This window comes from Kaistia sp. MMO-174 (genome assembly GCF_037147815.1).
GTDB lineage: Bacteria > Pseudomonadota > Alphaproteobacteria > Rhizobiales > Kaistiaceae > Kaistia > Kaistia nematophila.
The window spans coordinates 518,258-538,611 of the sequence record NZ_JBBCUO010000005.1; the positions used below are offsets into that span (position 1 = coordinate 518,258).

Genomic DNA, 20,354 nt, shown 5'->3' on the forward strand with positions numbered 1-20,354 from the left:
GTTTGCCGGCATGGTTCAAGCTTAATGCCGGCCGCATTCCTCTCTATAGGAGGGTGATCAACCTCTGTCCGATTCGAGTTCCGCCATGACTGCCTCCGATTTGCCCCGCCCTCGCATGCTCGTCATTGGCGACGTGATGACCGACGTCATCGTGCGTCCGGACGGGCCGCTGGTCGTCGGATCGGACCGGCGCGCCAAGATCGGCCTCTATCCGGGCGGCTCGGGCTGCAACCAGGCCGCCTGGCTGGCGCATTTCGGCATTCCGGTGGCGTTCGCCGGCCGGGTTGGCCGTCGTGATCTGGCCGAGCAGGAACAGGCGTTGCGCGATGCCGGCGTCGTGCCGGTTCTCGCCGCCGACGACGAGCGCACCACCGGCATGCTGATCGCCATTCTCTCGGACAATGCCGAGCGCAGCTTCCTGACCGACCGCGGCGCCAATGACGGTCTTTGCGCCGATGACCTGCCGTTCTCGATGCTGAACCAGCTCGATCTCGTGCATGTCTCGGGCTATGCGCTGTTCACGCCCGGCCCCCGCGCCGCCGTCATGGCGCTGATGGCGGTGGCGCGGGCCCGCGGCATTACCGTCACCGTCGACCCGGCCTCGGTCGGCTTCCTGGAGGAAGTCGGCCCGTCGAATTTCCTTGGCTGGACCAGCGACGCCTCGATCATTTTCCCGAATGCCGAGGAGGCCGCCTGCCTGACCGGCAGCCGCGACGCCGCCGAGCAGATCCGTTTTCTCACCGCCCGCTACGAGCTGGCCGTGATCAAGCGCGGCGCCGAGGGCGCCGAGGCGGCCAGCCGGTCGGTTCGCCTGAAGGCGGCGGCGCCCAGGGTCGAGGTCACCGATACCACGGGCGCCGGCGATGCGTTCCTCGCCGGCTTCCTGGCGGCTCGCCTGGCCGGCAAGGCGATCGATGTCTGCCTGCATCGCGGCGTCGAGGCGGGCGCGCAGGCGACGACCGTCCTCGGCGGCCGTCCCACAGCCGGCGACCCGCTGCCGCGCGTCTGGGGCGAGGTGTAGGGGCTCGGGGATTCGACGAGGTAGAGGCGGCACCTCACCTCTCCCACAGGGAGAGGTCGAAGCGAAGCTCCGGGTGAGGGGATGCGATGTCACAGGTTGGGCCTTAACCCCTCACCCGCCGCACTGCGTGCGTCGACCTCTCCCCATGGGAGAGGTGGCGCCCGCTCGCGTTGACCTAGCTCTCTACAAAACTCGTCGCGCCGTCGGCGAGTGCGACCTCGATCACCTGCAGGCCCCTTTCCGTCAGGCGGGAAGGAAAGCGCTCGGGCAGCCGCGCCTCGTGCGGCGGGACGACCCGGCCGTGATCGCCGCCAGCCGCCTCAACGATGGCGTCGAGCGCGAACACCATGTTGGTCTGGCTGCCGATGCCCATGCCGATCGGCCGGTAGAACGGGTCGGCCGGTTCGCCGCCATCGAGGTTCTCCATCCGGTAGACGAGGTCGCCGGTGACGACGAAGCTGTCTTCGCTTTCGCGCCGGCCGTCATTGCGGATGACGACGAATTGCGAGCCCGGCGTATGCGTGTCGGCGGCGATGCGAAGATCGATCCCGGGGAAGACGTCCTCCCTGTCGCCGTTCACCGAGACGAGGCGGCCGTCGCGCGCCAGCTCGACGCAGCGCAGGATGTCGCCGGGATCGGTGGTGCGCATCAGCCAGCGGAAGCGCCGGTCGAGCGACATCGCCCAGATCCAGCGTGATAGCTCGGCTTCCTGGATGTGGAATTTTGCGTTCGGGAACAGGGCGAGGCCGCCCATATGGTCGAAATGGGCGTGGGTGATGATGACGTGGTCGATGTCTTCGGGCGTCATGCCGACTTCCGCCAGCACGTCGCGCGGCGCGGCGAAATTCACGACGCCGGAGCGGTCGGCGAGGAATTTGCCATAGGCGGCGTCGTCATGGCCGCAATCGATCAGGATGGTATGGTCGTCGCTCTTCAGCAGCGTGTAGGCATAGGGAAGCTTGCAGGTGCCTTTGTTGTGCTCGCCATAGACCAGCGCGCTCAGCGGCATCTCCGGAATGTAGGCGTATTCCAGCACCCAGATCGAATAGATGGACATGGGCCCTCCCGGCCGCGCTAACTCTTTGTTGTGTCGCGTTTTCTTCACGCGAGCCAGAATCCACTTCGATCGAAAACGCTCTAGGCTGTTGCGAGGCCCGGCGCATGCATGGCGCAGCAGGCGCCGGAGAGATCGATCAGGTCGAAGCCGGGCAGCGCGCGCGATGCCGCGCCGAGCTCGGTCCAGGAAGCGTTGAGCCGCCGCATCGGCTCCGTGACGCCGTCGTGGCCGAGCGGCGCGGCGTCGACAAGCGCGAGCGCTTCCGTCAATCGCGTGACGGCGGCGGCGAGGTGGTCATGGTGATGGCGGGTTCGGGCGGAGCATGGCGCGAGGCGAAGCGTGGCCTCGCGAGCGCTATCCAGCAGGTCCGCCGCGACGGCGAGCATGGGATGATGCGGCCCGGCCGAACGGGCGCCGCTGGCGGCAAGCAGCAGCAGGCCGCCAAGCTGCGCCGTGACGGCGCGCAGATCCTCGAAGCAGGCGCCCGCCGCCTCGATATAGCGGAGCGTTCCGTCGTCGGGCCCGTTCGGGACGTCGCAGCGAAACGTTTTGGACTCCAGTTGGTTGGCCATGGCCCCTCCCGCCGGACCGATGGCTCCCCCCACGGCCGGCCGCGCAGCATGGTCGATCGCGGGCCCGGGCTCAAGAGCGGTCGGCGGGCCCCTCCGCCGCGCCAGGCGAAGCGGAGGGGCAGCCAGCTTGAGGCCTATTCGCCGTAGGGCACCCAGATGTTCTTGACCTGGGTGGCGCGACGCAGGAATTCGCGGCCCTGCGCCGAGTTTTCGGTCCAGCGGCGCGGAATGCCCTGGTTGGCCCAGACCGGCTTCAGATTGCCGCTGGAAGCCTTCTCCACCAGCGCACTGCCGGCCTTCGAACCGAAATACCAGAGCGCTGCGACATCGTCGTGCTCGGCCAGCGTCTTGGCGAGCACGTCGCGTTCGCCGGTGACGATGTTGACCACGCCGGCCGGAACGTCCGAGGTGTCGAGGATCTGGTAGAAGTCGGTCGCCGCCAGCGGATGGCTGGAGGACGGCACGACGATGACCCGGTTGCCCATCGCGATCGCCGGCATCACCAGCGACACGAAGCCGAGCAGCGGCGCCTCGTCCGGGCAGAGGATGCCCATGTTGCCAAAGGCTTCGTTCATGGCGAGCGTGACATGGCGCGACTTGGTCGAGTGCACCGCGCCGTCGAACTTGTCGGCCTGCGCCGCGTACCAGAACGTCCGCCGGATCGAGACCGCGACCTCTTCCGCCGCCGCCTTGGCAGAGGCGCCGGTCATGGCGACGATGCGCGCCTCGAACTCCTTGGCCCGGGAAGAGAGGTTTTCCGCAACGTAATAAAGGACTTGCGCGCGGTTATGCGCCGTGGCGCCGCCCCACGAGCCCGCCTTGCCGGCCGCTTCGACGGCATTGCGGATGTCCTTGCGGTTGCCGAGGCCGGCCTGGCTGATCGGCTGCCCCTTCGGGCCGAGCACCGTGTAGGAATAGCCGGAGTCGGGCCGTGCCTGCTTGCCGCCGACATAGAGCTTGGCGGTGCGGTCGATCGACGGCAGGCCCGAGATCTCCTCGTCGGCGACCGGCAGCGGCGACAGCTTGGCGGCGACTTTCTCGTCTGCCTTCAAGGGCTTGTCGGTGACAGGCTTCAGATATTCGGCCATGCCCTCGCGCCCGCCCTCGCGGCCATAGCCGCTCTCGCGATAGCCGCCGAAGCCGGCTGCGGCGTCGAACATGTTGGTGCCGTTGATCCATACGACGCCGGCCTTCAGCTTGGCGGCGACGTCGAGCGACAGGTTGATGTTCTCCGACCAGACCGAGGCGGCGAGGCCGTAGCGGCTGTTGTTGGCGATCGCCACCGCCTCGTCCGGGGTGCGGAAGGTCATGGCTGCCAGCACCGGTCCGAAGATCTCGACCTCGGCGATGGTGGAGGCCGGGGCGACGTTGGTGAACAGCGACGGCGGGAAGAAACAGCCCTTCGCTGGTAACCCCTTGTTAGCCTGGAAGAGGGTCGCGCCCTCGGCTTCGCCCTTCGCGACCAGTTCCTTGATGCGCTTCAGCTGGACCGGGTCGACGATGGCGCCCATGTCGACCGACTTGTCGAGCGGATCGCCGACGCGGAGATTTGCCATGCGGGCGCGCAGCTTTGCGTAGACCGCTTCGGCGACGCCTTCCTGCACCAGCAGGCGCGAGCCGGCGCAGCAGACCTGGCCCTGGTTGAACCAGATCGCGTCGACCACGCCCTCGACCGCGCCGTCGAGATCGGCGTCCTCGAAGACGATGAAGGGCGACTTGCCGCCGAGTTCGAGCGACAGCTTCTTGCCCGTGCCGGCGGTCTTCTCGCGGATGATGCGGCCGACCTCGGTCGAGCCGGTGAAGGCGATCTTGTCGACATCGGCATGCTCGACGATGGCGTTGCCGGTCACGCCGTCGCCGGTGACGATGTTGACGACGCCGGCCGGCAGGCCGACCTCGCGGCAGATCTCGGCGAAGGCGAGCGCGGTGAGCGGCGTGTATTCGGCCGGCTTCAGCACGACCGTGTTGCCGGCGGCGAGCGCCGGGGCGATCTTCCAGGCCAGCATCAGCAGCGGGAAGTTCCACGGGATGATCTGGCCGCAGACGCCGACCGGACCTTCGCCGGGGAACTCGCTCTCGACCAGCTCGGCCCAGCCGGCATGGTGGTAGAAGTGGCGGGCGACCAGCGGGATGTCGATGTCGCGCGTCTCGCGGATCGGCTTGCCATTGTCCATCGTCTCCAGCACGGAGAGGAAGCGCTCGCGCTTCTGGATGTGGCGGGCGATGGCGTAGAGATAGACGGCGCGCTCATGACCCGACAGCGCCGACCACGACTTGAACGCCTTGCGGGCGGCCTTGACCGCCTTGTCGACGTCGGCGGCGCTGCCCTGCGCGACCTGGGCCAGCTCGGTCTCATGGGCCGGGTTGAACACCGGGAAGCGCTTGCCTTCCGACGGGGCGACGAACTTGCCGTCGATGAAGTGGTTGAAGCCGTCCTTGTGCAGGTCGAGCCAGCCGACGACGGGTTCGTTCGCTTCGGGGGCCGGGCCGTAGTCCATGCTGACGAGGATGTCCTTGACGAGTGCCATGATCGTTCCCCTCAGGCGAGCGCGTGGCGGATGGTGGAGGAATAGCGGCCGGTGACGTAGTGCTCGATCTGCCGCTCGATGTCGGCGAGGAGCGAGCTGGCGCCGATGCGGAAGAGGTCGGGCTCGAGCCAGTCATTGCCGAGCTCTTCCTTCATCAGGATCAGCCAGGCCATGGCGTCCTTGGCGGTGCGGAGGCCGCCCGCCGGCTTGAATCCGATCTTGAAGCCGGTCAGCGCCAGGTAGTCTCGGATGGCGCGGCACATGACCAGGCTGACCGGCAGCGTCGCGTTGACGTCTTCCTTGCCGGTCGAGGTCTTGATGAAGTCGGCGCCGGCCTGCATGGCGACCATCGACGCCTTGTAGACATTGCGCAGCGTCTTCAGGTCGCCGGTGGCGAGGATCGCCTTCAGATGCGCCTCGCCGCAGGCTTCGCGCATGGCGGCCACTTCGTCATAGAGCGCTTGCCAGTCGCCGTTCAGCACATGGGCGCGGGTGATGACGATGTCGATCTCGTGCGCGCCTTCGCCGACCGCGTAGTGGATCTCTTCCAGCCGCTGCTTCAGCGGCGTCAGGCCGGCCGGGAAGCCGGTGGCGACCGAGGCGACGGGGATGCCCGAGCCCTCGAGCGCCTTGACGGCCGGGGCGACCATGGTCGGGTAGACGCAGACGGCGCCGACCTTTGGCGGGTTGGCCTGGAGGCCGAGCGCCTCGACCAGATCCTCGCGGAACGGCCGGCGCGCCTTGGCGCAGAGGCGCTGGACGCGGCCGGGCGTGTCGTCGCCGGCGAGCGTCGTCAGGTCTATCAGCGTCACCGCCTTCACCAGCCAGGCGGCCTGGTATTCCTTCTTCACCGTCCGCCGCGTGGTCAGCGTCGCGGCGCGACGCTCGGCGGCGGAGGTGTTGACCTGGGCGCCCTCGAACCAGTCGACATGCAGCGGCGTGCCGTCATTGCGCTTCAGGGCGTTCGATAGGGGCGGGGTATTCGATGCGGGCGCAGTCTTGCGCTCCGTGGAGCCGTCAGCCGGCATGGGTGTTCTCCCGGTTTTCGGAAAGGGCTTTTTCGTTGGTGGCTTGGTCGGACACGGCTTGGTTCGACAAGGCGTGGAGGGCGGTCGCCTCGTCGGTGACGAGGACGTTGACGTAGCGCGCCTTCAGGGCGGCGAGCACGACGGCGTGCTTGGCGCGGCCCGAGGCGACGCCGATCGAATGCGACTTGGCGCGCAGTCGTTCCGGCGCCAGGCCGATGGTGCGGGCGTCGAGCGTCGGGTCGGCAATGGCGCCGTCCGCGTCGATGAAGCGGCCGAGCAGGTCGCCGACCGCCTTCTTGGCGACGAGGCCGTCGACGTCTGCGGCGGTCAGGTAGCCGGATTCGACATGCACCGATCCGGCCATGCCGCCGAGGCCGAAGCAGGCGACGGGGGCCTCGTCGGCGAGTTTCAATACGCTTGCGATTACCGGATCGGCCTCGATGACGCTTCGCGTCTCGGCCCGGCCGACGATCGCCGGCACCGGCAGCAGCGTGGCCGTGCCGTTGCCGGCCTCGGCGAAGCGCTCGGCAACGGTGTTGGTCTTCAGCGTCGCCGATTTCAGATTGGTGGCGCCGTTCATCAGCACGACGCGGACGCCGTCGTTCCAGCCGGGCGCCAGCCAGTGCGCCACGGAGGCCATGGTGCGGCCCCAGGAGACGCCGACCAGGCCGGGGCGCGGGCTGAGGCCGGCCAGGTACTGCCCCGCCGCTTGCGCCACCGCGTCCTGCGCCACGTCACCATCGCCCATCGACGGCACGACGATCGCCTCGCGCAGGCCGAAAGCGGTCTGCAGCCGGGATTCGAGCGCGGGCAGACGCTGGGCGCGGGGGACGATGGCGATGCGGACAATGCCGGTTTCGCGCGCGTCGCGCAGCAGCCGGCTGACCTGCCAGCGGGTCAGACCGACTTCCTCGGCGATCTCGCTCTGGGTCCGCTCAAGGTCGTAATAGAGCTTCGCGACCTGCACCATGCGGTGCTCGCGCTGCTCGTCACGGGTCGGCGGAACGGGGTTGGCGACGCTCGGCATTGCTTTCACAAATGTGAGACGCGATCACTTATGTGAAACCGATAGGCTCTCGTAGCGGCAGAGTCAATCGTTTTGGGGCCTGTGGCATCGGCCCAGACGGCGGCAGGTTGTTCTCGGGCGTCAGTCCACGCTCGCCGTCATCCCGGCCTCCGGGCCGGAATCCATCCAGTCGAGCCTTTGGGAGGCTCCTGCGGCGGGAGCCCGGCAGCATGGATCCCTGCTTTCGCAGGGATGACGACGGAGGGTTGGGGAAGGCGAGAGCCCGGACGGTGGCGGGTTGTTCTCGGGCGCCCGCCAACGCTCACCGTCATCCCGGCCTCCGAGCCGGGATCCATTCAGCCGAGGCTTCGGGAGATTCATGCGGCGGGAACCCGGCGGCATGGATCCTCGCCTCCGCGAGGATGACGGCGGAGGTTGTCCGGCCGGGGAGAGGCAAAATCGAGTGGAAGCCGGCCGGAACCCCTCGCCCGCGGACGGGCGAGGGTAGGGTAGAGTCGCCTATGCGCGCTCGGCGGCGCCTTTGACGATGGTGTCGAAGTAGAGGTCGAGGAAGCGCTGGCCGTCGACGGCGGTGCAGATCTTCTGGTCGGGCAGGCCGTCCCACGCCGACGGCGGGAAGGAACGCAGCGCGGACTTCTGGATCGTCTGGCCGATGGCGATGCCCTCGGTGACCACCTTGATCGGGCCGGAGCGGGTGGTGAACAGGCTCGGATCGATCAGGTAGGCGACAGCCGAGGAATCGTGCACGAAGATGCCGTCGATGCCGGTCGCGCGGCGATAGAAGTCCTCGTAGAAGCGCGAGATGTCCCAGCAGAACTGGCCGGCCTTGCCGCCCTTGTCGCGCAGCTGCTCCATGTAGGCCGTCGTCATGACGCATTCCTGGGTGACGTCGAGGCCGACGGCGACGACCGGCCACTTGGCCGCGAACATCTCGTCGGCGGCGTGCGGGTCGCCGATGATGTTGGCTTCCGCCACCGGCGTGACATTGCCGGAATGGCCGTAGAAGCCGAAGGCGCCGCCCATGATGACGACCTCCTTGACCAGCTCGGCGATGCCGGGGTCCTCGCGGAGCGCCAGCGCCAGGTTGGTCATGCGGCCGACGGCGACGATGACGATCTCATGCGGGTGCTTGCGCACCATGTCGATGATGAAGCGATGCGCCGGCAGCTCGTGTTCCTTGACCGACAGCGTCTCGGGAATCGGCACGTCGCCGAGGCCGTTATGGCCGTGGATGTAGTGCGGCTCCTCGACCATCGGCACGGCGAGCGGCCTGCCGGCGCCGCGCGCCACCGGCGCCGCGAGGTTGAAGAGCTGCTTCATGTAGAGCGCGTTGCGCGTGGTGGTGTCGATCGAGGCATTGCCGAGCACGGTGGTGATGCCGACGAGGTCGATGCTGGGCGCATATTCGAGGAACAGCAGCGCCATGGCGTCGTCGATGCCGGGATCGGTGTCGTAGATCACCTTGATGGGGGCGGATGTGGCTTCGGCCATGTCGGGTCCTGGTCATTTCGGGGGGCGCCGGGCGCCCCATTCTCTTCGGAAGGCGGCGGGCAGGCCGGCGCCGGGGGCGGCCAAGATCGTCCAGAATCGCGGTGCTGAACAGGCCCCGTGTCGAAGCGCCCCGACTTCTCCCCGCCGACGCCTCGCGCCATCCTGCTCAAGCCGATCCGCTCGGCTAGTCAAGAACGACAAATCGATCAAATCGATCAATGTGTCTCGCCGTGTTTTCGCGTCTTGCTTGCCGAAATCCGCTGACGATAATGATCGAGACATCAGGAAAAGTGATCAATATGATCAAAAGGCAGCGCGAAAACCGGATCCTCGAGATCCTTGCCCAGGCGGGCGAGGAGGTCTCCGTGCTGGAGATCGCGCAGCGCATCGGCCGCGTTTCCAGCGTCACGATCCGGCGCGACATCGTCCGGCTGGCTGGGGAGGGCCGGGTCGAGCGCACGCATGGCGGCGCGCTGCTGCAGCCGGCCTCCGCCGAGGTCGCCGAGGCGCCGGCGCCGCGCGAAAACGCGCTGCAGGACGAAATCGAGGGCGTTGACGCCATCGTGCTGCCGCCGATCGGCGGGCGCGGCGCCGACACGCTGCGCATGCTGGCGAAGCGCCGGCATATCCCGTTCCTCGCCGAATCCTCGCCGCAGGAAGGCGGCGTGTATCTCGGCCCCGACAATTTCACCGCCGGCCGCGAGCTTGGCCGCGCCGCCGGCCGCATGATGGCTGGGGCGATTGCCGAGGCACGGCTTCTGCTCGTCTCGCTCGAAACGCTGCCGAACACGCGCGCCCGCTGCGACGGCTTCATCAAGGGTTTTGGCGAGACGTTTTCTGGCGTCGTCCGGCCCTGGCGGGTGGACGGCCAGGGCAGCTTCCGCATCGCGCTGCGCGCCAGCCTCGATGCCTTCGCCGCCTACCCGGACATCAACGTGATCTTCGGCGTCAACGACCATTCGGTACTGGCGGCGATCGAGGCGTCGGACCGGGCCGGCGTCGCCGATGTCAGCGCCTTCTCCGTCGGCGGCGAGGGGGGCGCGCTGTTCGATGCGCTGGCGTCTCGCGGCAAGCTCAAGGCGGCCTCGGCGCTGTTCCCGGAAATCGTCGGCATCCGCGCCGTCGAGACGCTGGCGAGCGCGCTGCATGGCGGCGCCATGCCGGAGGAAGTCCGCACGCCGCATGTCGTGGTCACGCCGGATACGCTCGACCGTTACTATCGCAAGGCGGGCGCCGGCTGGGGGCTGGCGCCGGAGGCAGAGGCCTCGATCCTCGGCGGCGCCGAGCGACCGGCCTTCGTCCGCTCGGTCGGGCCGCGCCGCGCCATCGGCTTCGTGCCGCATTATCCGGCGCATGACTGGTATCGCAACATGGCGCGCGCCATGCGCGAGCGGGCCGAGGCGCTCGGCTTCGAGCTTCGCATCGCCGCGCCGCAATCCGGCATCGCCCGCGAGATCGCCGCGATCCGCCGGCTGATCGCGCGGAGCGCCGCCCGCCTCGTGCAGGCCGGCGACACCATCCTGATCAATGGCGGCATCCTCTCGGCGCTCCTCGCCGACGAACTGATGAGCCGCACCGGCATCACCATCGTCACCAACGCCGTCGACGTGATGGAGCGGCTCTCCGGCCGCCCGGGCCTGAAGGTCATCATGACCAGCGGCGAATACCAGCCGAAGGATCGCTGCCTCGTCGGCCCCAGCCTCGGCGCCCTGTTCGAGACCATGCGGGTCGACCGCGCCTTCCTGTCGGTCGACGGCATCTCGCCGCATTTCGGCGCCTCGGCGACGGACGAGCGGCTGGCGCTGGCGGCGAAGCGCTTCGTCGACGCCTCGCGCGAGGTCGTCGTCATGGCCGACCATTCGCTGGTCGGCGTCGAGGCCAGCCACCGCATCGTGGCGCTCGGCGCGATCGACGACCTGATCACGGATTCCGCCTCGCTGCCGGCGGATCGGCTCGCCTTTGCCTCGATGGGCACGCGCATCACGCTTGCCGACGAGGAGCCGGAGGAGATGGCGGCGCCCCGCACCGGGAGGCCGGTGGCGGACAGACGGAAGGCCTGAGCGGCCGGACGGACTGCAGATGCGACTTTGAAGAACACCTGGGAGGGACTACCATGAAGAAACTGCTTCTCGCCGCGACCATGCTCGCGGGACTGACGCCTGCCGCGTTCGCGCAGGACACCATCACGCTGAAGTTCTGGGACAACCAGCAGACCGAATCTGGCCTGAGCCAGTACCAGCAGGAGGCGGTCAAGCGCTTCGAGGCCGAGAATCCCGGCATCAAGGTCGAAGTCACGACCATCCCCTATCCGGAGTTCCAGCAGCGCCTGCTGACCGCCGTGCAGGGCGGCAACGCCCCGGACGTCTCGACTGTCGACCAGATCTGGCAGGGCGCCTTCGCCGAAGCCGGCGCGATCGCCGATCTCGACGAGCAGGCCAAGGCCGCCGGCCTGACCAAGGACGGATTCTTCAAGGGCGCCTGGGATTCGGCCAACTACAACGGCAAGCTCTACGGCGTGCCGTTCAACGTCGACGTCTGGCAGTTCTCGTTCCTGAACAACGCGCTGTTCAAGGAAGCCGGCATCGACCCGGCCTCGATCACCACCTTTGACGGCCTCAAGGCGGCGGCCGAGAAGCTGACCGACCCGGCCAAGGGCAAGTACGGCGTCGGCCTGTTCGGCCACAAGGGCGAAGACACCGTCGTCGTCATGAACTCGTTCATCTTCTCGAATGGCGGCAAGGTGCTGGACGCGGACGGCAAGTGCGCGCTCGACAGCAAGGAATCGGTCGAGGCGCTCGCCTATCTGCAGTCGCTGGTGCCGTTCGCGCCGAAGGGCATCCTGAACGCGTCCTCGGGCGACATGCGCGAACTGTTCCTGAACGGCTCGCTCGGCGTCGAGTTCTGGCCGGCGCTGGAGCAGCCGACGCTGCAGAAGTCGAAGATCGACTGGGGCTTCGAGAACGGCACGGCGCCGGCGGGCAAGACCCCGGTCGGCACCTATGGCGGCTGGAACCTCGTCGTCTACAAGTCGTCGCCGCACCAGGAAGCGGCCTGGAAGTTCATCCAGTTCCTGACGCGCGAAGACGTCAACGGCGCGGTCGTCGACCTGATCCCGGCCAACGTCAAGGCGGCCAAGACCTTCCTCGACGCCAACCGCAAGGGCGCCGACAAGATCATGACGCATCTCGGCAACGCCCAGCCGCGTCCGCTCTCGGCCCGCTATCTCGAGGTCTCCGACATCGAGGTGACCCTGGCGCAGGACGTCTATTCCGGCGCCGATCCGGCCGAAGCCGCCAAGAAGGCCTGCGCCGCGATCAACGGCCTGAACTGATCCGCTGTGCCTCGCCCTCTCCCGCTTGCGGGAGAGGGTTGGGTGAGGGTCTTGCCTGCCTTCCTGCCGCCAGGCCGGCTGTGGGTGGACACTTGAAATGAGAAACCCGGGATTGGCCGGGATCCTGCGGGATTGAGCGGGAAAAGCACGGCATTCTGCGGTTTCTCTGCCATTTTCTGTGTCTAGATCGATCGGTCGCTTAGACACTTGAAATGAGAATATCGGGGCGCGGCGGACACTTGAAATGAGAATCCTGCTACCGCGCCTTCTGCGCTTCGAAGTGCCTTTGAGGCCGGGCCGGATAGTCTTTGAAATGGCTGAATTGCTGGCTTTGAGCCGAGAAAGACCGCTGACGGGACGGCGCAGGTTCGGAAGGATTCAGTCTCTCTCACCCTGACGGGAAGTCTGGATTTGGCCGCCGCGACGTAGTCGCGGAGTTCCGCCATTTCGCCCAATCCGTCGAGCCGGAGGTCTGGCAAATTGTACGTGGTTCAGGGCCGGGCCAATATGCCGGGGCTGAATGGGAAGACGGCCGAGGGGGATTTCAGCGCTTTGGGCGCCAAACCATCGAATTGTTGGCGAGCTGCGAGCAGGCCGGCCGTGTCGAGCTTGGCGCAACCGTTCTTGGCCATCGCTACGGCATTGTCATCGACCCGCGTGTCTCCTGTCATGATCGCCAGCGACGCCCAAGTGCATGAACCGACCATGTTCTGCGATACACCCAGGCCATTGGCCATTCCGATCGCAACCGTCCACATTGCCCTGTAGTCGCCGTTGAGAGCCTGCGGAAAGTCGTGCTCCACTTTGGTCCGATATTCGAGACATTCCGAATCCGCCTCCCCACAGGAGGCCAGTTCAATCGGCTGAAGAGTGGACGTCTTCTCCATAGCCGGCGCTGATGCGGTCATGAGCGAAATCGACAGGCCTGTCAGAAGCACGCGCAGCATAGGTCTTTCTCCAGCAAATCGGCCCGCATAGAGATCAAATCGAACGTCCGACCCAGCGCACGCGACCGACGATATGCAGTTTGTCCAGGAAGTCCGCCGATATGACCTCGGGATCATAGCGCGGGTTCTCCGATATTAGCGAGATGGAGCCGTCGATCTTACGATGCACCCGCTTCACCAAGAGATCGCCATCCTTAACGATGACGTAGATGCAGCCGTTTCGCACCTCGCGAATCGAACTATCGATTAGCATCAGGGCGCCATCTGGAATCAGCGGTTCCATCGAATCGCCCGTGGCGGAAAGCAGCTTCGCACTCTGGGGCGAGACGCCGATCTCCTTCAGCCAGTCACGTCGAAACGCCATCTCTTCCGAGACGATCTCGGTGAGGGCTACCGCACCAGATCCCGCCGAGGCGTTCACGTCGTATCGCGGAATGAGCTCGAAGATTTCTCCCGCCAGAACCGCGCCGACCCCAGGCACCGCAGCCGGCGAACGATTTATCTCTCCAGTAATTAATTCTTCGATCCCACGCCCGGAAGCCGACGCAATTGCGATTAACGTCTCCAGCGTCGGCTGCCCTCCCTGCAGAATCCGGTTCAGTCCAGACTGGGAAATCCCCGCCTTCCCAGCAAATGCGGCCTGACCTCCAGCCTCATCTACCAAGGCTGCAAGCCGTTCGTGAAACTCGGAGAGCCCTTCGGGTCGCTGCTTCTTCGGACGCGCCAAACCGTTTATCGCAATAGAGTGCGATCCCCTTGACCGTAATCGCAACTGCGATTAAGTTGGTCACAATTGTGATCAATGAACCTCAAAAAAACGGCCATGCGGCCGGCTCAAGAGGGGCGGAGCGTCAGGAATGCGGAAGCGGAAACGCTGGGATCGACATGCGATCAAGGCGGAGATTCATCGTCGCGGCGGCACGTTGCTTGGCATCGCTGCAGATGCCGGCCTCGAACCCTCCTCGACGCGCGTCGCCCTGCATCGTCGGCATCCGGCCGGCGAACTGGCGATCTCCGCCTTTCTCAGTATCGAGCCGTCCGAACTTTGGCCGGAACGCTACCACTCACGCGTCACAACGCCCGCCCTTCATACCGCAGACGATGCCGCCTCGGCCAGTCTGAAACGCCTCACCGCGTAGACAGGGGAAACGCTCGATGCGCGCCATTCGTGATCTCGTCGAACTCTCCGTCCTGGCAGCCTTCGCCCTGGTCGTCATCCGCTGGTCGGATATCGGCTCAGCAGTCGTGCTCGCCCGGCGGCTGGGAGGCTTCTGATGCGCTTCCTGATCGTTCGCGCCAGCAACCTGTCGCCCTCCGGCCTCTCCTATTTCGCAGGCGACATCACGCTCGACACCAGCGGGCCCATGGTTCTCGCCCTGCCGAGGGTCAGCTTCTTCGTTGAAGACGCGAAGATATTCCCGACCAATCCGATCGCGGTGGAGTGGGCTGACCTGCTGTCCGCCCACGCGCCTGGCGACCAGCCATTTTTCACGCTGCCGGCTTGGCACGACGGCGCCGTTTCCGCTGATCAAGGTACCTCCGCATGACCTCGCAGACCGTTCTCCCCATCCGTCTCGATTTGATCGACGTGCCGGCCAATCGCCTGCGAAATCTCGATCCGGCGTGGGTCGATCATCTGGCGGGCCTCATCGGAGTTTCGAGACTGAAGCAGCCAATCCTGGTGCGGCCCAAGGGGGAGCGCTTCGAGCTGGTTGCAGGCGAACATCGCCATGCCGCCGTGACCAAACTCGGCCACGAGACCATCATGTCGGTGGTCGAACAGCTCACGGACGATGAAGCCCGCCTCGCTGAAATCGATGAGAACCTTGTCCGTCGCGAGCTGTCAGTGCTCGACCGCGCCATCTTCCTCGCCGAGCGCAAGGCCGTGTGGGAGCGGATGTATCCCGATACCCAGCACGGCGGTGACCGCAAGTCACTGAAAAACAAAGATGAAAATCAAGTCGCCAACTTGGCAACTCGATTTTCCGCCGACGCGGCCGAGAAGGTCGGCATGTCCGAGCGCTCCATCCAGCGCGCCTGCAACATCGCCGCCGGCCTGACGCCCGAGATCGTCGCGCAGCTGCGCGGCACCTATCTCGTCGACCACCAGCGCGACCTTGAGGCCTTCGTGGCGATGTCGCCCGACAGCCAGAAGATCGCGCTGACCAAGATCGCTGCTGGAGACGCGCAGAACATCCGAGAGGCGTTCCGGCAGCCGGGTGAAGTCGCCGGCCCGCCGCCTGTCACAGCCGCCAAGCTGCTCGACATCTGGTCGCGCGCCAGCGCTCGGGAAAAGCGCCAGTTCCTCTCGCTGATCAAGGTGCCCGAGGACGTCGCCGACGCCGTCGTGAACCCGCGTCGCCGGTCCAAGGACAACTGATATGGCCAACGACAAAGAGCAGGCATTTTCGATCCTGCGCCAGCTCACCGAAGCATCGAGAGAAACGCGCCTGACGGTCATGGCAGGGATCGGCCTTGACCGCCACGCCGCCTATGCGGCCGTCGATTTCCTGGACCTGAAGCCGGCCGTCGCATCGAAGCCGGAAGGCGAGGCGACGCGCTGACATGGCGAACGGGGGCAAGAAGGGGGCGGACAAGCGGCAGGGCGACCTCTTCGCCTATGCCGACATGTACCCGGTGCGTCAGCCGACCACCGCGATGCGCCCGCTCGACCTGTCGCTGCGCATCAAGACGGCGATGGGCCGGGCGCTGAAGGAGTGCCCGCTCAATGCCACCCAGGTCGCCGCTGCCATCACGGAAATGACCGGCCGCGAGCTGACCGCGGATGCTCTCTACACCTACACCGCGCCGACCAAGCCCGAACACGAGATCGGCATCACCCGCTTCGTCGCCTTCGTCCGCGCGACCGGCGCGACCTGGCTGTGGGACGTCCTGGTCGAGGATGACGGGCTGATCGTGCTCGAAGGCGAGGAGGCGCATCTCGCCCAGCGCGGCCTGTTGGAACAGCAGGTTCGTCAGCTGCAAGACGAAATCAAGGGACTGGATCGGAAGCTCCGCGAAGAGCCCGTCAAGGTCGCCACGCATCGCCGGAGACGGGTATGACTTTCGCCGAACGCAAGCGCGAATGGTTCCGCCCGGCAGAGATCTTGGCGGCCGGCTCGCCCGCGCTGCCTTCCGACCCTTCCGCCTTCAATCGCCTCGTGCTTGAGGCCGGCTGGCGCGCCGATCGCGCGCGCTCCCGCCAGGCTGAGGGTGGCCAGGGCGGCGGCTGGGAATATCACATCACCCTGCTGCCGCCGGACGCGCAATCGCGCTTGCTCGATGCTGCCATGGTCCCAGTGCCCGTCACCGCCAACGACGCCCGTTCGAAGCTGCTTTGGCAGGCCTATGAAGGCCTTTCCCAGAAGGCGAAAGACGAGGCCGCCAGCCGGCTGCAGGCGGTTGATCAGGTCGATCTGCTGACCAAGACGACTGGTCGCCAAGCTGCGATTGCAGCCGTCGCCCATGACGCGCAAATCCCCGTTTCCACGCTCTATCGTTGGCTGAAGACGGCCGCTACCGTCAGCCGTGCAGACCGACTTGCCGCTCTCGCGCCTCAGCGCAAGGGCCGCACGGCCACAGTTGAATGCGACCCGCGCGCCTGGGACTACCTGCTCGCCGACTACCTGCGGCCGGAGCAGCCATGCTTCGAGGAGTGCTTCAGCCGGCTCTCCGATGCCGCACGCGAGCACGGCTGGTCTCCCATCCCCTCGGCCAAGACGCTGAAACGGCGCATCGAGCGCGACGTACCGCGCTCGGTCCAGGTGCTTGCCCGCAAGGGTCGGCATGCCGCCGCGCAGATCTTCCCGCACCAGACCCGCGACCGCTCGATTTTCCAAGCCATGGAAGCGGTCAACGCAGATGGTCACCGCTTCGACGTCTTCGTCAAATGGCCGGACGGCACGGTCGGCCGACCGATGATGACCGCCTTTCAGGATCTCTATTCCAACATGATCGTGGCGCACCGCCTCGACCGATCGGAGAACTGGACTGCCGTTCGCCTCTGCCTTGCTGACATGATCGAGAGCTTCGGCATTCCCGATCACGTCATCTTCGACAATGGCCGGCACTTCGCCTCTAAGTGGCTGACGGCAGGTGCGAAGACACGTTTCCGGTTCAAAATCCGGGATGATGAACCCGCCGGCATCCTCACTGCCCTTGGCGTGCAGGTGCATTTCACGACGCCGTATCACGGCCAGGCGAAGCCGATCGAGCGCGCCTTCCGCGACCTCTGCGAGGAGATCGCCCGCCACCCGAAATGCGCCGGCGCCTATACCGGCAACAGCCCGACCGCGAAACCGGACAATTACGGCGCGCGCGCCATCGCGTTCGACGAGTTCGAGAAGCTGGTCGCGGCCGAGATTGCCCGGCACAACGCCAAGGCCAACCGCCGCACGGCCGTCGCCAAGGGCCGCTCCTTCGCCGATGTCTTCCGCGAGAGCATGGAAGCACCGACGTCCTTGGTGCGCCGCGCTACCGAGGAACAGCGCCGGCTGTTCCTGATGGCGGCGGAGAATGTCACCGCACACCGTATCACCGGCGAACTGGCCCTGGGCGACAACCGCTATTGGGCCGAGCCGCTGGCCGAAATCGCCGGCCGGAAGGTGATCGTCCGTTTCGATCCGCAGAACCTCATGCTGCCGATCGCTGTCTATCGGCCGGACGGTTCCTTCCTCTGCGAGGCCGAGTGCATCGCGGCGACCGGCTTCCTCGATATCGATGCGGCGCGGGACCATGCCCGCCGCAAGCGGACCTATCTCCGGTCGCGGCGCGAGCTGCTGGAGATGGAGCGGCGTCTCACGATCGACGAAGCCGCAGCCATGCTGCCCGACCCGACGCCGATGGAGCCGGTTTCGCCAAAGGTCGTCCGGATGGTTGCCGGCGGCCGCACACCTTCGAATTTGGAAGTTTGGGACGGCGCCGAGGCTTTCTCGGCTGCCGTCCGCCAATTCCAGGACGGGGCCGTAATCCCCTTCCGGAAAGAAGAGGGCGGTCCCTGAAGAAGACCGCCCGCAACACCTCGTAGCAACAGGACCATCGCATGACCGACATTCTCGAACAAGATGCCCCCGCAGTGGACGGATGGGGCGCACCGAAGGCAGAGCCGGCGCTCTCGCCCGGTGATCTCTCGACTTGGCTGGCGGCGCGCGCCGACCTGGTCGCCCATGCCCGCACCAAGACGCTGAACCGCACCGATGTTGCGCGGGCTTCGAGCATTCCTTTGCCGACGCTGACGCAGTGGCTGGACGGAACCTATGGCGGTTCCTATCCGAACACGACCGAACGCGTGCGGCGCTTCCTGCAGACCATCTCCGACGCCAGGTCCCAGGCCGTCAGCACGTTGGTCGCGCCGGGTTTCGTCGACCTGCCCACTGCGCGGGAGCTGACCGACACGCTGATCTATGCGCAGACCTCGCCCGAACTGGTGGTGATCACGCTTGAGGCCGGCATGGGCAAGACCATGGCCTGCCGCAACTATGCGGCCGAGCGGTCTTCCGTGTTCCACGTCACCATGCGCCCAACGACGTCCGGCGTGCACGCCATGCTGCAGGAGCTTGCCCAGGCGCTCGATGTCACCGAGCGCAACCCCGGCCGACTGGACCGCGCGGTCGGCGAACGGCTGAAGCGCAACGGTCGCCACACTCTGCTGATCGTCGACGAAGCCCAAAACCTCGCCGACAAGTCCGTCGACCAACTGCGCTTTTTCCTCGACCTCTATGGTTGCGGCATCGCGCTCGTTGGCAATCTCGACGTCTACACCCGGTTCGCCAAGGCCGACCCGAAGGCCGGCCACGGCCAGCTGCACCGGCGCATTGGCAAGCGCCTCCAGCGCATGTCGCCGCTCGACGGCGACATCACCGCGCTGCTCGACGCCTGGAAGATCGCCGACATGGATTGCCGGCGGCTTCTCACCGTCATCGGCCGAAAGCCCGGCACGCTCGGCCAGATCGACAAGACGATCCGACTGGCAGCCATGCAGGCCGCTGGCGCCGGTGAGGAGCTCAATGCCAGCCATATCCGCTCGGCCTGGCGCAACCGTTCCGGGGAGGCCCTCTGAAATGCTGTCTGATGCCATCCGTGAGCTCGCGCGCACCTTCCGCGAGTATGAGCATTCCGGCCTGCAGATGAACGACGAGGCCGTCCAGGCACACCGCCGCATCTTCCAGACCTGGGCGATCGAAGCCGCCAACATGGAAATGCGGTTGGAGCAGCTCGGTCCTCACGTTCCCTTCCTGCCGGAGGCGACAGCAGGCGCGACCATCCTTCCGTTCCGGAGGCCGCAATGATCGTGCGCACCGGACGCTGGACCAAGGAGGAGATCGCGCGTCTTCGCGCGATCGCCCCGCTCGGCATCGTCATGTGCCGGCAGGAACTGGGTCGCTCCAGCCGGTCGATCTGGCACAAGGCCGAAATGCTCGGCATCCGCGTCGCTCCGAGCCCGAAGGGCAACCATGCCGGCACGCGCTGGCGCGGCAGGCTGCCGGTGCCGTTGCATGCCCATCCGGCGGTTCGCCGCATCTATGTCGAGGCCAATCGTCAGCGGGCAACCCTGACGGAGATCGCCGATCGCGCCGGCCTCGACCGACACCAGATCTCGCGCTGGGGGCACACGATCGATCCCCGGTTTTCCGACCTTCTCGCCGTGCTCAACACGCTCGGCCTCACCCTCAAAATCGTTCGCCAGCAAGAGGAAATGTCCCATGCAGCAGCCTGAAGCCACTCTCGCTCCCGGCGTCACCGATGTCGGCGGCAAGCCATACATGACCGACGCCAAGGGCAATCTCGTGCCGCTCGCCATGGTCAAGCCGATGGACAAGCTGGCCGACGAGACGGTCCGCAAGATGATGACCTTCGCTCGCGAGCTGTCGGAGCAGATCGCCCGTTTCAAGGGGCATTGCTTCGATGATGTCGGTTCGCTGCAGGCGCTGATCGCGCAGGAATACGGCGCCACGCTGGGCGGTCCGAAGGGCAACGTCACCCTGACCAGCTTCGACGGCACGCTGAAGGTGACCGTCCAGGTCGCCGATCAGATCGAGTTCGGACCCGAGCTACAGGCGGCGAAGCGGCTCGTCGACGCGTGCCTCGGGGAATGGTCCGAGGGATCGCGGGACGAACTCCGCGCCATCGTCACGCGCGCCTTCAACGTCGACAAGGAGGGGCAGATCAACCGGTCCGAGCTGTTCATGCTGCTGCGCGTCGCCATCGAGGACGAGCGCTGGCAGGCCGCCATGCAGGCGATCCGCGATTCGATCCGCATCATCGGCTCCAAGACCTACATCCGCTTTCACGAGCGGGCGGGCGCCGAGGGCGGCTGGCGCCCGATCACCATCGACCTGGCAGCGGCGTGAGGT

21 protein-coding genes are annotated in these 20,354 nt (G+C 66.4%); 13 read left to right on the top strand and 8 right to left on the bottom strand.

Annotation, left to right across the window (positions count from 1 at the left end):
• Window positions 1-85: 85 nt before the first annotated feature.
• Window positions 86-1,021 (top strand): carbohydrate kinase family protein, encoded by a 936-nt coding sequence (locus tag WFK98_RS20410; RefSeq protein WP_266336963.1) that lies wholly within the window; start codon window positions 86-88, stop codon window positions 1,019-1,021.
• A gap of 175 nt (window positions 1,022-1,196) precedes the next feature.
• Here the strand turns inward: WFK98_RS20410 and WFK98_RS20415 are convergent, their stop codons facing one another.
• The 6 genes from WFK98_RS20415 to WFK98_RS20440 form a co-directional block, all read right to left on the bottom strand.
• Entirely contained in the window at window positions 1,197-2,078 is an 882-nt protein-coding gene (locus WFK98_RS20415) for an N-acyl homoserine lactonase family protein (protein WP_336801516.1), read from the bottom strand.
• An 80-nt stretch (window positions 2,079-2,158) separates the two neighbouring features.
• A complete protein-coding gene (locus tag WFK98_RS20420) occupies window positions 2,159-2,650 on the bottom strand; it encodes a hypothetical protein (protein WP_336801517.1) in 492 nt (163 codons plus the stop codon).
• A 134-nt stretch (window positions 2,651-2,784) separates the two neighbouring features.
• The gene (locus tag WFK98_RS20425) at window positions 2,785-5,178 is read right to left on the bottom strand and encodes an aldehyde dehydrogenase family protein (RefSeq protein ID WP_336801518.1); all 2,394 of its coding nucleotides are present in this window, start codon (window positions 5,176-5,178) and stop codon (window positions 2,785-2,787) included.
• Between the two features lie 11 nt (window positions 5,179-5,189).
• Window positions 5,190-6,206, bottom strand: coding sequence for a deoxyribose-phosphate aldolase (gene deoC / locus WFK98_RS20430; RefSeq protein WP_336801519.1), 1,017 nt, complete (start codon window positions 6,204-6,206; stop codon window positions 5,190-5,192).
• Window positions 6,196-7,233: a sugar-binding transcriptional regulator gene (locus tag WFK98_RS20435; protein WP_336801520.1), complete on the bottom strand. Its 1,038-nt coding sequence runs from the start codon at window positions 7,231-7,233 to the stop codon at window positions 6,196-6,198. Before WFK98_RS20435 ends, deoC begins: the two co-directional genes overlap by 11 nt.
• A 498-nt stretch (window positions 7,234-7,731) precedes the next feature.
• Window positions 7,732-8,724: a nucleoside hydrolase gene (locus tag WFK98_RS20440; RefSeq protein WP_266336969.1), complete on the bottom strand. Its 993-nt coding sequence runs from the start codon at window positions 8,722-8,724 to the stop codon at window positions 7,732-7,734.
• A 299-nt stretch (window positions 8,725-9,023) separates the two neighbouring features.
• Between WFK98_RS20440 and WFK98_RS20445 the strand changes: the two genes are divergently transcribed.
• Together WFK98_RS20445 and WFK98_RS20450 are read left to right on the top strand one after the other, a co-directional pair.
• The gene (locus WFK98_RS20445) at window positions 9,024-10,784 is read left to right on the top strand and encodes a substrate-binding domain-containing protein (protein ID WP_336801521.1); all 1,761 of its coding nucleotides are present in this window, start codon (window positions 9,024-9,026) and stop codon (window positions 10,782-10,784) included.
• A gap of 53 nt (window positions 10,785-10,837) precedes the next feature.
• Entirely contained in the window at window positions 10,838-12,055 is a 1,218-nt protein-coding gene (locus WFK98_RS20450) for an ABC transporter substrate-binding protein (RefSeq protein WP_336801522.1), read from the top strand.
• A gap of 491 nt (window positions 12,056-12,546) precedes the next feature.
• Here WFK98_RS20450 and WFK98_RS20455 read toward each other — a convergent pair whose 3' ends face one another.
• A complete protein-coding gene (locus WFK98_RS20455; RefSeq protein ID WP_336801523.1) occupies window positions 12,547-13,002 on the bottom strand; it encodes a hypothetical protein in 456 nt (151 codons plus the stop codon).
• Window positions 13,003-13,036: 34 nt separating this feature from the next.
• On the bottom strand, window positions 13,037-13,729 hold the full coding sequence (locus WFK98_RS20460; RefSeq protein WP_336801524.1) for an XRE family transcriptional regulator: 693 nt from the start codon (window positions 13,727-13,729) through the stop codon (window positions 13,037-13,039).
• A 130-nt stretch (window positions 13,730-13,859) separates the two neighbouring features.
• On the opposite strand from WFK98_RS20460, the gene WFK98_RS20465 reads away from it, so the two are divergent.
• The 10 genes from WFK98_RS20465 to WFK98_RS20510 all read left to right on the top strand — a co-directional run bounded on the left by WFK98_RS20465 (window position 13,860) and on the right by WFK98_RS20510 (window position 20,351).
• A complete protein-coding gene (locus WFK98_RS20465) occupies window positions 13,860-14,141 on the top strand; it encodes a helix-turn-helix domain-containing protein (protein WP_336801525.1) in 282 nt (93 codons plus the stop codon).
• Window positions 14,142-14,276: 135 nt separating this feature from the next.
• Window positions 14,277-14,549 (top strand): hypothetical protein, encoded by a 273-nt coding sequence (locus WFK98_RS20470; RefSeq protein ID WP_336801526.1) that lies wholly within the window; start codon window positions 14,277-14,279, stop codon window positions 14,547-14,549.
• The gene (locus tag WFK98_RS20475) at window positions 14,546-15,382 is read left to right on the top strand and encodes a ParB/RepB/Spo0J family partition protein (protein WP_336801527.1); all 837 of its coding nucleotides are present in this window, start codon (window positions 14,546-14,548) and stop codon (window positions 15,380-15,382) included. The genes WFK98_RS20470 and WFK98_RS20475 overlap by 4 nt, the downstream gene beginning before the upstream one ends.
• Before the next feature lies 1 nt (window position 15,383).
• The gene (locus WFK98_RS20480) at window positions 15,384-15,566 is read left to right on the top strand and encodes a hypothetical protein (RefSeq protein WP_336801528.1); all 183 of its coding nucleotides are present in this window, start codon (window positions 15,384-15,386) and stop codon (window positions 15,564-15,566) included.
• Window position 15,567: 1 nt separating this feature from the next.
• On the top strand, window positions 15,568-16,065 hold the full coding sequence (locus WFK98_RS20485) for a hypothetical protein (RefSeq protein ID WP_336801529.1): 498 nt from the start codon (window positions 15,568-15,570) through the stop codon (window positions 16,063-16,065).
• Window positions 16,062-18,002 (top strand): transposase domain-containing protein, encoded by a 1,941-nt coding sequence (locus WFK98_RS20490; protein ID WP_336801530.1) that lies wholly within the window; start codon window positions 16,062-16,064, stop codon window positions 18,000-18,002. The genes WFK98_RS20485 and WFK98_RS20490 overlap by 4 nt, the downstream gene beginning before the upstream one ends.
• Window positions 18,003-18,043: 41 nt before the next feature.
• Window positions 18,044-19,060, top strand: coding sequence for an AAA family ATPase (locus WFK98_RS20495; protein WP_336801531.1), 1,017 nt, complete (start codon window positions 18,044-18,046; stop codon window positions 19,058-19,060).
• Between the two features lies 1 nt (window position 19,061).
• Complete coding sequence (locus WFK98_RS20500) at window positions 19,062-19,289, top strand: hypothetical protein (protein ID WP_336801532.1); 228 nt, start codon at window positions 19,062-19,064, stop codon at window positions 19,287-19,289.
• Window positions 19,286-19,717, top strand: a complete 432-nt coding sequence (locus tag WFK98_RS20505) for a hypothetical protein (RefSeq protein WP_336801533.1) — start codon at window positions 19,286-19,288, stop codon at window positions 19,715-19,717. Before WFK98_RS20500 ends, WFK98_RS20505 begins: the two co-directional genes overlap by 4 nt.
• Entirely contained in the window at window positions 19,704-20,351 is a 648-nt protein-coding gene (locus WFK98_RS20510) for a DUF3164 family protein (protein ID WP_336801534.1), read from the top strand. The genes WFK98_RS20505 and WFK98_RS20510 overlap by 14 nt, the downstream gene beginning before the upstream one ends.
• Window positions 20,352-20,354 lie beyond the last annotated feature (3 nt).

Bases quoted from the DNA above. Each gene is read 5' to 3' on its own strand.
- WFK98_RS20445 (WP_336801521.1), top strand. From the start codon at position 9,024: ATGATCAAAAGGCAGCGCGAAAACCGGATCCTCGAGATCCTTGCCCAG.
- WFK98_RS20450 (WP_336801522.1), top strand. From the start codon at position 10,838: ATGAAGAAACTGCTTCTCGCCGCGACCATGCTCGCGGGACTGACGCCT.
- WFK98_RS20480 (WP_336801528.1), top strand. From the start codon at position 15,384: ATGGCCAACGACAAAGAGCAGGCATTTTCGATCCTGCGCCAGCTCACC.
- WFK98_RS20470 (WP_336801526.1), top strand. From the start codon at position 14,277: ATGCGCTTCCTGATCGTTCGCGCCAGCAACCTGTCGCCCTCCGGCCTC.
- WFK98_RS20435 (WP_336801520.1), bottom strand. From the start codon at position 7,233: ATGCCGAGCGTCGCCAACCCCGTTCCGCCGACCCGTGACGAGCAGCGC.
- WFK98_RS20490 (WP_336801530.1), top strand. From the start codon at position 16,062: ATGACTTTCGCCGAACGCAAGCGCGAATGGTTCCGCCCGGCAGAGATC.
- WFK98_RS20410 (WP_266336963.1), top strand. From the start codon at position 86: ATGACTGCCTCCGATTTGCCCCGCCCTCGCATGCTCGTCATTGGCGAC.
- WFK98_RS20440 (WP_266336969.1), bottom strand. From the start codon at position 8,724: ATGGCCGAAGCCACATCCGCCCCCATCAAGGTGATCTACGACACCGAT.
- WFK98_RS20455 (WP_336801523.1), bottom strand. From the start codon at position 13,002: ATGCTGCGCGTGCTTCTGACAGGCCTGTCGATTTCGCTCATGACCGCA.
- WFK98_RS20415 (WP_336801516.1), bottom strand. From the start codon at position 2,078: ATGTCCATCTATTCGATCTGGGTGCTGGAATACGCCTACATTCCGGAG.
- WFK98_RS20495 (WP_336801531.1), top strand. From the start codon at position 18,044: ATGACCGACATTCTCGAACAAGATGCCCCCGCAGTGGACGGATGGGGC.
- WFK98_RS20475 (WP_336801527.1), top strand. From the start codon at position 14,546: ATGACCTCGCAGACCGTTCTCCCCATCCGTCTCGATTTGATCGACGTG.
- WFK98_RS20425 (WP_336801518.1), bottom strand. From the start codon at position 5,178: ATGGCACTCGTCAAGGACATCCTCGTCAGCATGGACTACGGCCCGGCC.
- WFK98_RS20505 (WP_336801533.1), top strand. From the start codon at position 19,286: ATGATCGTGCGCACCGGACGCTGGACCAAGGAGGAGATCGCGCGTCTT.
- WFK98_RS20485 (WP_336801529.1), top strand. From the start codon at position 15,568: ATGGCGAACGGGGGCAAGAAGGGGGCGGACAAGCGGCAGGGCGACCTC.
- WFK98_RS20500 (WP_336801532.1), top strand. From the start codon at position 19,062: ATGCTGTCTGATGCCATCCGTGAGCTCGCGCGCACCTTCCGCGAGTAT.
- deoC (WP_336801519.1), bottom strand. From the start codon at position 6,206: ATGCCGGCTGACGGCTCCACGGAGCGCAAGACTGCGCCCGCATCGAAT.
- WFK98_RS20510 (WP_336801534.1), top strand. From the start codon at position 19,704: ATGCAGCAGCCTGAAGCCACTCTCGCTCCCGGCGTCACCGATGTCGGC.
- WFK98_RS20465 (WP_336801525.1), top strand. From the start codon at position 13,860: ATGCGGAAGCGGAAACGCTGGGATCGACATGCGATCAAGGCGGAGATT.
- WFK98_RS20420 (WP_336801517.1), bottom strand. From the start codon at position 2,650: ATGGCCAACCAACTGGAGTCCAAAACGTTTCGCTGCGACGTCCCGAAC.